The sequence below is a fragment of the Brevundimonas sp. genome (assembly GCF_036402095.1).
Lineage (GTDB): Bacteria > Pseudomonadota > Alphaproteobacteria > Caulobacterales > Caulobacteraceae > Brevundimonas.
On record NZ_DASWTO010000110.1, the window covers coordinates 20,422 to 30,354 of the forward strand.

Annotated in this window: 9 protein-coding genes; 8 read left to right on the forward strand and 1 reads right to left on the reverse strand. The window is 70.3% G+C overall.

The annotated features are described in order from the left end of the window. Positions 1-35 precede the first annotated feature (35 nt). Positions 36-473: an NUDIX hydrolase gene (locus tag VGD32_RS08150; RefSeq protein ID WP_331031398.1), complete on the reverse strand. Its 438-nt coding sequence runs from the start codon at positions 471-473 to the stop codon at positions 36-38. Positions 474-529: 56 nt separating this feature from the next. Here VGD32_RS08150 and VGD32_RS08155 point away from each other — a divergent pair, with 56 nt between their 5' ends. The 8 genes from VGD32_RS08155 (at position 530) to VGD32_RS08190 (ending at position 9,930) form a co-directional block, all read left to right on the forward strand. Further along, positions 530-1,936, forward strand: a complete 1,407-nt coding sequence (locus VGD32_RS08155) for an FAD-binding oxidoreductase (protein WP_331031399.1) — start codon at positions 530-532, stop codon at positions 1,934-1,936. Between the two features lie 70 nt (positions 1,937-2,006). Further along, complete coding sequence (locus tag VGD32_RS08160; RefSeq protein ID WP_331031400.1) at positions 2,007-3,950, forward strand: beta-propeller domain-containing protein; 1,944 nt, start codon at positions 2,007-2,009, stop codon at positions 3,948-3,950. Positions 3,951-4,023: 73 nt separating this feature from the next. Then, positions 4,024-4,971, forward strand: a complete 948-nt coding sequence (gene fabD / locus VGD32_RS08165; protein WP_331031401.1) for an ACP S-malonyltransferase — start codon at positions 4,024-4,026, stop codon at positions 4,969-4,971. A gap of 339 nt (positions 4,972-5,310) precedes the next feature. After that, positions 5,311-6,051, forward strand: a complete 741-nt coding sequence (gene fabG, locus VGD32_RS08170; RefSeq protein WP_331031405.1) for a 3-oxoacyl-[acyl-carrier-protein] reductase — start codon at positions 5,311-5,313, stop codon at positions 6,049-6,051. 186 nt (positions 6,052-6,237) lie between these two features. Further along, positions 6,238-6,477, forward strand: a complete 240-nt coding sequence (locus VGD32_RS08175; protein WP_055830235.1) for an acyl carrier protein — start codon at positions 6,238-6,240, stop codon at positions 6,475-6,477. Positions 6,478-6,584: 107 nt separating this feature from the next. Continuing rightward, complete coding sequence (gene fabF, locus VGD32_RS08180) at positions 6,585-7,865, forward strand: beta-ketoacyl-ACP synthase II (protein ID WP_331031402.1); 1,281 nt, start codon at positions 6,585-6,587, stop codon at positions 7,863-7,865. After that, a complete protein-coding gene (gene mltG, locus VGD32_RS08185; RefSeq protein WP_331031403.1) occupies positions 7,865-9,049 on the forward strand; it encodes an endolytic transglycosylase MltG in 1,185 nt (394 codons plus the stop codon). The genes fabF and mltG overlap by 1 nt, the downstream gene beginning before the upstream one ends. Continuing rightward, entirely contained in the window at positions 9,046-9,930 is an 885-nt protein-coding gene (locus VGD32_RS08190) for a YicC/YloC family endoribonuclease (RefSeq protein ID WP_331031404.1), read from the forward strand. Before mltG ends, VGD32_RS08190 begins: the two co-directional genes overlap by 4 nt. Positions 9,931-9,933 lie beyond the last annotated feature (3 nt).

Consider the following 9,933-nt stretch of genomic DNA (forward strand, 5'->3'; position numbering starts at 1 on the left):
CGGGGGGCCGCTCGCCAGCGAAACCGGACGCCGGTTCATGAACTCGCTGTAATGTTTCCTGCGCCTGCCGCCGCCGCGGCCAGATCGATCACCCGGCGCGTCTCGTCCCAGTCGACCAGCGCCCCGGCCCCGACCAGGGGCACGAACCGCGCCTCCAGAGCGTCGTCGCCCGCCAGCGGCTCGCCGGACAGCCAGCGGGCGGCGTAGTCGATCAGCACATAGTGCCGCCCCGCCTCGGGGAAGACGCCGTCCACCACGTCGAGCAAGCCGGTGATCTCCGCCTCGACGCCGGTCTCCTCGCGCAGTTCCCGCAGCGCCGCGTCCACGGCCCGCTCGCCGGGCTCGATGCGTCCGCCGGGCAGGCTCCACTCGCCCTGACGCGGCGGCCGCCCCCGCCGGATCAGCAGCACCTCGTCGCCGCGCAGGCAGACGACGCCGACGCACGGGACCGGGGCGGGCAGGGGACGGATCATGGGCCGACCCTGGCTTGGCCCTTTCCCGAGGTCCACGACTTTGACACAACCGGCCCATGAACCCGCCCTCCGCCGAAGCCCTCGCCGCGCTCAAGGCCGCCCTCGGCGACGGCGGCTGGACCGAAGACCCGGCCGAAATCGCGCCCTGGCTGACGGAGTGGCGCAACCGCTGGCGCGGCCACACGCCGCTGATGCTGACGCCGGGTTCGACGGAACAGGTCGCCGCCGCCGTGCGCATCTGCGGCGAACACCGCGTCGCCATGGTGCCGCAGGGCGGCGACACCGGGCTTGTCGGCGGCCAGATTCCCTTCGGCGAGGTGCTGCTCTCCACCCGCAGGCTGCGCGCCGTCCGCGACGTCACCCCGCTGGACGACGCCATGACGGTCGAGGCCGGGGTCACGTTGGCGGAAGCCCGGCAGGCGGCGGCCGCCGCCGATCGTCTGTTCCCGCTCAGCCTCGCCGCCGAGGGCACGGCCACCATCGGCGGCGTCATCTCGACCAACGCCGGCGGCACGGCGGTGCTTCGCTACGGCGTCATGCGCGACCTTGTGCTGGGCCTCGAGGCCGTCCTGCCCGACGGCGAGATCTTCCGCGGTCTCAGGCGGCTCCGGAAGGACAATACCGGCTACGACCTGAAACAGCTGCTGATCGGGGCCGAGGGCACTCTCGGCGTGGTCACCGCGGCGACCCTGAAGCTGTTCCCGGTGATGCGGAGCCGGGCCACCGCCATGGTCGGCCTCGACAGCCCGCGCGCCGCCATCGACCTGCTGGCCCGGGCCAAGGCCGAGACGGGGGGCGGCGTCGAGGCCTTCGAGCTGATGAAACGGATCGGCATGGAGTTCGTCCTCGCCAACATTCCGGATACGCGCGAGCCGCTGGATAGCGCCCCGCCCTGGTACGTGCTGATCGAACTGGTCTCCGGCGAGCCCGGCGCCGCCGACGCGGCCATGGAGCGGCTGCTGACCCACGCCTTCGAGACCGGCCTGATCACCGACGCGGGGATCGCCCAGAACGAGGCCCAGCGCGCCGGCTTCTGGAAGGTCCGCGAGGAGCAGTCCGCCGCCCAGAAGCCCGAGGGCGGCGGCTGGAAGCACGACGTCTCCGTCCCCGTCTCCCGCGTTCCCGACTTCCTCGAGGAGGCCACGGCCGCCGTCGAACGCTTCCATCCCGGCGCCCGCGTCAGCGCCTTCGGCCACGTCGGCGACGGCAATATCCACTACGATGTCCTGTGCCCGCCCGGCGGGGACCGCCCCGCCTTCCTCGCCCGCTGGGCCGAGGGCTCGCAGATCGTCCACGACATCGTCGCCCGTTACGACGGCTCGATCAGCGCCGAACACGGCCTCGGCCGACTCAAGACCGACGAGGCCCGGCGCTACAAGACGCCGCTGGAAATCCGCACCATGCAGGCCGTCCGCGTGGCGCTGGACCCGCACCGGATCATGAACCCGGCCGTGCTTTTCTAGTCCGGATTCCACCTCAGGATCGCCGCAGTCCGGGCTGCTCATCCCTCAAGGCCAAGCTTGGAGGAACGCGATGCCGGGGACTCTCAAACGCCACGTCCTGTTGCTGTCGCTGTTGCTCGCGGTGCTGACCGGAGCCGCCGCCGCCGTCGTCACCGCGCGGCCTTTCGCTCCCTTCACGCCGCCCGCGTCGACGCAGAGCCTTCCCGTCTTTGGGTCCGAAGACCAGTTCCGCGCCTTCTTCCGCGAGCGGCGCGCCCTTCTGGTAGCGCGCATGCGGGCTCGTGAAGGCTCCGGCCCCTCCCTGGAGTTGATGCTCCCGGCCGCGGAGGCGGCCGCTGCCGACGCCTCAGGCGGCGAGTCCATCACCAACGTGCAGGAAGCCGGCGTCGACGAGGGCGGCATCGTCAAGGCCGCAGGCGACTATCTGGTGGTCCTGCGGCGCGGGCGGCTCTTCACCCTGTCGTTGGCGGACGGGCTGAAGGCCATCGATTCGGTCGACGTCCCGCCGCCGGGCACGCCCGCCCCCCGCAACGACTGGGACGGCGCCTGGTACGACGAGATGCTGGTCGCCGGCGATCATGTCGCGGTGATCGGTTACAGCTACGAGACGCAGGGCACACAGATCCTGCGCTTCCGCCTTTCGCCCGACGGCCAGCTGAGCTTCCAGGACGTGTCCCGGCTGCGCGCCAGCGACTACTATTCGGCCGAGAACTACGCCTCGCGGCTGATCGGCGACGAACTGGTTCTCTACAATGTCCATCCTCTCCGGGACGTCGAGGACCCGATGGATGTCCTGCCGGCGCTCATCGACGAGACGCCGGGGCGCGCCCGCACCACTCGCGTCCTGACCCGCCCGGAGGATGTGTTCCTTGACCCGAACGCCCGTCCGTCGAGCCTGGGCTTCGACGCCCTGCATTCGGTGACGCGCTGCGACCTGACCGCGCCGAGACTGGAGTGCGAGGCCACGGCCGTTCTCGGCCCGTCGTCGCGAACCTTCTACGTCTCGCCCGAGGCGATCTACCTGTGGACGACGGCCCGGGAGGATGGCCCCGCCGGAACCGGACGCTCGCCCGCCACCGTTTACCGCATGCCGCTGGACGGCGGCCGTCCGCAGGCGGTCAGGGCCTCGGGCGCGCCGCTGGACCAGTTCTCCTTCCGCGAGGATCGCGGTCGCGGCCGCCTCGACGTGGTGGTCATGTCCGATGACGGCGGCGACGCCATGTGGGAGCGCGAGACGCGGGACGGAACGACGGCCCTGCTGAGCCTGCCGCTGTCGCGCTTCGGCGATGGGTCCGGCGCGGCGCTCGCGGAGGACTACCGCCCCCTGCGCGGCCTGCCGGAGGGCGGCTGGAGACGGGAGAACCGTTTCGTCGGAGACCACCTTCTCTATGCCGTCGAGCGTCCATCGGGACGGGGGCTCGACACTCGCGGCCCCGAAGGCGGCGTGCTGATGACGATGAGGGTCGACACCGGCGAGTCCACGCTCCTGGACCTTCCCGATCCGGTCACCCGTATAGAAGCGTTGGGCCCCGACGCCCTGATCGTCACCGATGGACGCGACAGCGTCTCCCTGACGGCGGTCGAACTAAACGGGCGACGGTCCACGCTTGGCGCCCGCTACAGCGTCCCCGACGCCGGCGAGTCTGAAGGCCGGAGCCACGGCTTCTTCTATCGTCCCGACGAGCGAGGCGCCGAGACCGGCCTTCTCGGCCTGCCGATCCAGCGCTATCCGGGACGCGATTCACGCCACACGGCATGGGCGGGCGGGCTCGACATGCTGTTCCTGCGGCGGGGGCCCGACCTGCTGGCCGCGCTCGGATCGCTGCCGTCATCGGGCGCGGGCCGCGAAGATTTCTGCCGTACCTCCTGCACCGACTGGTACGGCGCGTCGCGGCCCATCTTCCTGCGCGGGCGGGTCTTCGCCCTGATGGGTTACGAGCTCGTCGAGGCCCGGGAAGAGGACGGCCGGATCCGGGAGATCGCGAGGCTGGATTTCACGCCACGAGGGCGGTGACGCCGTCCGGCTTGCCCCTTTCGCCTGATCGTCCTACCCCTCCGGCCTCGATTCACCGCCCCGGAGCGCCGCCATGACCCTCGCCCTGCTGTTCCCCGGACAAGGCAGCCAGTCGGTCGGCATGGGGGCGGCGCTGGCCGACGCCTTCGCCTCTGCGCGCGACGTCTTCGCCGAGGTCGACGAGGCGCTGGGCCAGAAGCTGTCGTCGCTGATGCGCGAAGGGCCCGAGGATCAGCTGACCCTGACCGAGAACGCCCAGCCGGCCCTGATGGCTGTCTCCGTCGCCGCCGCCCGGGCGCTGAAGGGCGAGTTCGGGTTCGATATCGGCAAGGCCGCCTTCGTCGCCGGGCATTCGCTCGGCGAATACTCCGCCCTGTGCGCCGCGGGGGCGATCAGCCTCCCGGACACCGCCCGCCTGCTGAAACTGCGCGGTCAGGCCATGCAGCGGGCCGTGCCGGTCGGCCGCGGCGCCATGGCCTCGCTGATCGGGCCGAAGACCGACCTCGCCCTAGCCGAGGAAGCCGCCAAGGCCGGTTCGGAGGTCGGCGTCTGCGTCGTCGCCAACGACAACAACGCCGGCAACATCGTCATTTCCGGCGACAAGGCCGCCGTCGACCGCGCCATCGAGAAGGCCAAGGAACTCGGCGCCCGCGCCATTCCGCTGAATGTCTCGGCGCCGTTCCACTGTCCGCTGATGCAGCCCGCCGCCGACGAAATGGCCACCGCCCTGACCGGGGCGACGATCGTCGCGCCCGCCGTGCCCGTTGTCGCCAACGTCACCGCCCGGCCCGAAAACGATCCGGAAGTCATCCGCCGCCTGCTGATCGAACAGGTCACCGGCCGCGTGCGTTGGCGCGAGTCGATGGAATGGATGGCCGGGCAGGGGAGCGTCACCCGCTTCGCCGAGATCGGCTCGGGCAAGGTCCTGACCGGCATGGCCAAACGCATCGCCCCCGACGCGGAGAGCGTGTCGCTCAATACGCCGGAAGAGCTGGAAGCCTTCGCGAAGTCGCTGGGCTAGGCCGATGCGCTGGCCCAGCGTCTATTTCTGGGGCTGGATCATGGTCCCCGGCAGGGTGCTGGTGCTGGTTGGCGCCCTGGGGTTGGCGGTTGTCACCGACCGGCTCCTCCAGGAATGGTTCGGGTCAACTCCCGGACCGACCTGGCTGATCCTGCCCTGGTTCATCGTCCTGGGCCTGGGATCATGGCTGCTGATCCGTTGTCCCCGCTGCGGCAGGGACGCCTATAGCCGGTCCGGCGCATGGGCGAATAACCTATGGCCGGTTCGGACCTGCACGAAATGCGGCCTCGACCTTCGCCAGCACCACCCCTTCGATTCCACAGCCAAGCGAGGCACATGATGTTCGATCTCACCGGCAAGACCGCCCTCGTCACCGGCGCCACGGGCGGCATCGGCGGCGCCGTCGCCCGCGCCCTGCATGCCCAGGGCGCGACCGTCGTCCTCTCCGGCACCCGCGAAGGCGTGCTTCAGGATCTGGCGAAGGAACTGGGCGGGCGCGCTTTCGCCGCGGCGGCCAACCTGTCGGACGCCGAGTCGGTCGACGGCCTGGTCGCCCGCGCCGAGGAGGCCGCCGGCGCGCCGCTGGACATCCTCGTGGCCAACGCGGGCATCACCAAGGACGGCCTGCTGATGCGGATGAAGGACGAGGATTTCACCGACGTCATCAAGATCAATCTGGAATCGTATTTCCGCCTGTCCCGCGCGGCCATGAAGGGCATGATGAAGCGCCGCTCCGGCCGCATCATCGGCGTCACCTCGGTGGTCGGCGTCACCGGCAATCCGGGCCAGACCAACTACGCCGCGTCCAAGGCCGGCATGATCGGGTTTTCCAAGTCGCTGGCGCAGGAAGTGGGCTCCAGGGGCATCACCGTGAACTGCATCGCCCCGGGCTTCATCGCCTCGCCAATGACCGACGTGCTCAACGACCAGCAGCGCGAGACCATCCTGAAGAACATTCCGGCCGGCCGGTTGGGCACGGGCGACGAGATCGCCGCCGCGGCCGTCTACCTGTCCTCGGACGAGGCCGCCTACGTCACCGGCCAGACCCTTCACGTCAACGGCGGCATGGCGATGATCTGACCAAGGGATGGGGCGGGAAGCCGATCACGGATAGCTACACCCTATTTCCAGCCCTCACGGCTGTGCTAAAGCCCACGCAACCGGTTCGCCTGAGTCTTCGTTGAAGGCTTGCGCAGCCGTCGCCGTCGTCATACGGCAAGGACTGAGACAACAGCCGCCCCGGCGGCCCAACGAGCAGAGACAAACATGTCCGACACCCTGGAACGCGTCCGCAAGATCGTCATCGACCACCTGGACGCCGATCCGGAAAAGGTCGTTGAAAAGGCCAGCTTCATCGACGACCTGGGCGCTGACTCGCTCGACAACGTCGAACTGGTCATGGCCTTCGAGGAAGAATTCGACATCGAGATTCCGGACGACGCCGCCGAACACATCCAGACGGTCGGCGACGCCGTGAAATTCATCGACGAGAAGCTGGCCGGCTGATCGCCCCCAGCCCGATACGGCTTTGATGGCCGCCGTGGCGTCCCCCTAGCGGGGCCGCCCGGCGGCCATTACTGTTTAGGGTCAAGATTCTGAGTGAAGGAGCGCGCATGCGCCGCGTCGTCGTCACGGGCCTCGGCCTGCTCACGCCCCTCGGCTGGGGCGTCGAACACAACTGGAAGGGCATCGTCGAGGGCCGGTCCGGCATCGGCCCGATCACCAGCTTCGACACGGAGGGCTACGCCTGCACCATCGCCGGCGAAATCCCGTCGGTCGACGGCCGCGGCGGCGGCGCGCCCGGCCAGCCGGGCGTGTTCGACCACGAGAAGGTCATGTCGCCCAAGGACCGCAAGCGGGTCGACGACTTCATCGTCTACGCCATCGCGGCGGCGGACGAGGCGCTGGCCGACGCGGGCTGGAAGCCCGAGACCGAGGAACAGCGCCAGCGCACCGGCGTCATGGTCGGCTCCGGCATCGGCGGCCTCGGCCCCATCGCCGACACAGCCATCATCCTCAAGGAGCAGGGCCCGCGCCGGGTCAGCCCCTTCTTCATCCCCTCGGCCCTGATCAACCTGACCAGCGGCCAGATCTCGATCCGACACGGGCTCAAGGGGCCGAACCACTCGGTCGTCACGGCCTGCGCCACCGGGGCCCACGCCATCGGCGACGCGGCCCGGATGATCGCCCTCGACGACGCCGACGTGATGGTGGCGGGCGGGGCCGAAAGCTCGATCGTGCCGATCGGCATCGCCGGCTTCCTCGCCTGCAAGGCCCTGTGCACGGCCTATAACGATCAGCCGGAGAAGGCCTCGCGGCCGTGGGACAAGGACCATTCCGGCTTCGTCATGGGCGAGGGCGCCGGCATTGTCGTGCTGGAAGAGTACGAGCATGCGAAGGCCCGCGGGGCGACCATCTACGCCGAGATCGCGGGGTACGGCCTCAGCGGCGACGCCTACCACATCACGGCCCCGGCCGAGGACGGCGACGGCGGTTACCGGGCCATGCAGATGGCGGTCAAACGGGCCGGCATCGAGGTGTCGGACATCGACTACGTCAACGCCCACGGCACGTCGACCATGGCTGACTGGATCGAGGCCGGGGCCATCGAACGGCTGATGGGCGACCACGCGCCGAACGTGGCCCTGTCCTCGACCAAGTCGATGACCGGCCACCTGCTGGGCGCCGCCGGGGCCATCGAGGCGATCTTCTGCATCCTGGCCATCCGCGACCAGATCGCCCCGCCGACCATCAACCTCGAAAACCCTGAACGGGAGACGCCGCTGAACCTGGTGCGCGACAAGGGCCAGCCGATGAAGGTCGACGTGGCCATGTCCAACAGCTTCGGCTTCGGAGGCACCAACGCCAGCGTCATCTTCAAGAAGGTCGGCTGATGTTCGGACGTTTTCGGGGAGCGGGGGCTCCGAAATCAGGCCGATCCAGGTCGGGAGGGGCCACGGCCCTGCTGGCCGCCTCGGCCACGTTCAGCGTCTTCCTGATCGTCGCCATCGTCGCCGCCTGGAGCGTCTTCTACGCCCCGGGGCCGGCCGCGCGCGAGGGCGACTCCACCATCGTCACCCTGCCCAGCGGGGCGGGGGTCAGCGCCATCGCGGCCAATCTGAAGGCTGCGGGCGTGATCCGCTCGACCGACATGTTCAAGGCCGCCGCCACCCTGACCGGGGCCGACCGCAAGCTGCGCGCGGGCGAATACGAGGTGCCGGACAAGGCCTCGCTGCGCGCCGTGCTGGTCCTGCTGGTCGAGGGCAAGGTGGTCCGCCACTACGTGACCCTGCCGGAAGGCTGGTCCTCGGCCCAGGCTGTCGACATCCTGATGAACCAGCCGCTCCTGACCGGCGAGATACCCACCGTGCCCGAAGAGGGTTCGCTGTGGCCCGACACCTATGAGATCAGCCGCGGCGAGACCCGCGCCTCGGTCATCGCCCGCATGACGACCGCCCAGGCCGACAACCTCGCCCGCCTGTGGGCCGCCCGTTCGCCCCGCACCGTCGTCAAGTCGCCCGAAGAGGCCGTCATTCTCGCCTCAATCGTCGAGAAGGAGACCGGCGTCGCCTCCGAGCGGCCGCGGGTCGCCGCCGTCTTCTCCAACCGCCTGCGCATCGGCATGCGGCTGGAGAGCGATCCGACCATCGTCTACGGCCTCACCAGGGGGCGTCCGCTGGGCCGGGGAATCCGCCGCTCGGAATTGGAGCGCCAGACCGCCTGGAACACCTATCAGATCGACGGCCTGCCGCCGACGCCGATCGCCAACCCGGGCCGCGAGGCGCTCGCCGCCGTGCTCAACCCGCCGCCGTCGGACGAGCTGTTCTTCGTCGCCGACGGCACGGGGGGCCACGTCTTCGCCCGCACCTTCGACGAACACCTCGCCAACGTCGCCCGCTGGCGCGAGATCGAGCGGCGCAAGGCCGGCCTGCCGCCCGGCAGCCCGCCGCCCGCCGTGCCCGGGACGGTCCCCACCGTGCCCAACGCCGACCCCGACGCCGCCGGCGTGCCCCCGGGCGTCGTCGTGCCCGCCGGGGCCCAGGTCATCCGTGTTCCGCAAGCGGCGCCGGCGCAATGACCTCCATCTCCGGCATGACCGGCTTCGGCCGGGCCGAGGGCGCGGAGGGGGCGTGGACCTGGTCGGTCGAGGCCCGCTCGGTCAACGGCCGCAATCTGGAGGTCCGCTTCCGCGGCCCGCCCGGCTTCGACAGCCTCGAGCGCGCCGCCAAGGCCTCGGCCCAGAGGCATTTCAGCCGCGGCCAGGTCACTGTCGGCGTCCAGGCGAAACGCGCCGACCCCGGCGCCGCCGCGCTCAAGGTCAATGACGACATCCTCGCCCGCTACCTCGCCCTCGCCAACCGGCTGGCGGAGGAGGGGGCCACACCGCCCTCGGCCGACGGCCTGCTGGCCTTGCGCGGCGTGCTCGAAGCTCCCGAGGAGGAGGAGGCCCCCGAGGCCCGAGCCGCCGTCGAAGCCGCCATGGCGGTCTCCATCGACGCCGCCTTCGACGCCCTGAAAGTCTCCCGCGACCGGGAGGGCGCCCAGCTCCTGCCCGTGATCGCCGACTTCGTCGGCCGCATCGAAACCCTCGTGGCCGCCGCCGGAACCGAAGCCGCCGCCCAGGTCGAGGCCATCCGCGACCGCTTCACCCGCCGCATGACCGAGCTGGCACCCGACGCACCGGGCCTGCAGGACCGCATCTTCCTCGAAGCCGCCGCCCTCGCGACCAAGGCCGACGTGCGCGAGGAACTCGATCGGCTGACCGCCCACTTGGCATCGGCCCGCACCCTGTTGCAGCAACCCCCCGCCGGACGGAAACTCGACTTCCTGATGCAGGAATTCATGAGGGAGGCGAACACCCTCTGCTCGAAATCGGCTACCACCGCGCTCACCGGAATCGGCCTCGAGCTGAAAGCCGTCATCGAGCAGCTGCGGGAACAGGTCCAGAATGTCGAATGAACG